Source organism: Nocardia sp. MDA0666 (assembly GCF_003023875.1).
Lineage (GTDB): Bacteria > Actinomycetota > Actinomycetes > Mycobacteriales > Mycobacteriaceae > Nocardia > Nocardia aobensis.
The window spans coordinates 1-809 of record NZ_PYHT01000055.1; the positions used below are offsets into that span (position 1 = coordinate 1).

Consider the following 809-nt stretch of genomic DNA (forward strand, 5'->3'; position numbering starts at 1 on the left):
ATAAAAGCATCAAGAAATAAAAATAAGATGAATTTTAGATTTTTAGATGATTTTAAGATGAGCAGCAGTGTGCTCAGGTGGCCAAGAAGGCCAACAGCATCCTGGCTTGTATCAGAAGCAGTGTGGCCAGCAGGGCTAGGGAGGTGATCGTCCCCCTGTACTCGGCTCTGGTGAGGCCGCACCTCGAGTACTGTGTTCAGTTTTGGGCCCCTCGCTACAAGAAGGACATCGAGGTGCTTGAGCGGGTCCAGAGAAGGGCGACGAAGCTGGTGAGGGGCCTGGAGAACAAGTCCTACGAGGAGCGGCTGAGGGAGCTGGGCTTGTTCAGCCTGGAGAAGAGGAGGCTCAGGGGCGACCTTATCGCTCTTTATAAGTACATTAAAGGAGGCTGTAGAGAGGTGGGGGTTGGCCTGTTCTCCCACGTGCCTGGTGACAGGACAAGGGGGAATGGGCTAAAGTTACGCCAGGGGAGTTTTATGTTATATGTTAGGAATCATTGCGTGACTGAAAGGGTTGTGGGGGAGGGGAGCGGGCTGCCCAGGGAAGTGGTGGAGTCACCATCCCTGGAAGTCTTTAAAAGACGTTTAGATGTAGAGCTTAGGGATATGGTTTAGTGGGGACTGTTAGTGTTAGGTCAGAGGTTGGACTCGATGATCTTGAGGTCTCTTCCAACCTAGAAATTCTGTGTGATTCTGTGATGATTACTTGTTGATATTTGTAGATCCTGTATTTTAAACACACATTTAGTTCATGGAGATGGTGAATGTTTTAGAGACCCTCTAGTGCTGAGATTACTAAACTAAGTCACT

Annotated in this window: 1 protein-coding gene; it reads left to right on the forward strand. The window is 48.9% G+C overall.

From position 1 onward, the window contains the following. The first annotated feature begins 77 nt into the window (after positions 1–77). On the forward strand, positions 78–614 hold the full coding sequence (locus C8258_RS32110) for a hypothetical protein (protein ID WP_106958334.1): 537 nt from the start codon (positions 78–80) through the stop codon (positions 612–614). Positions 615–809 lie beyond the last annotated feature (195 nt).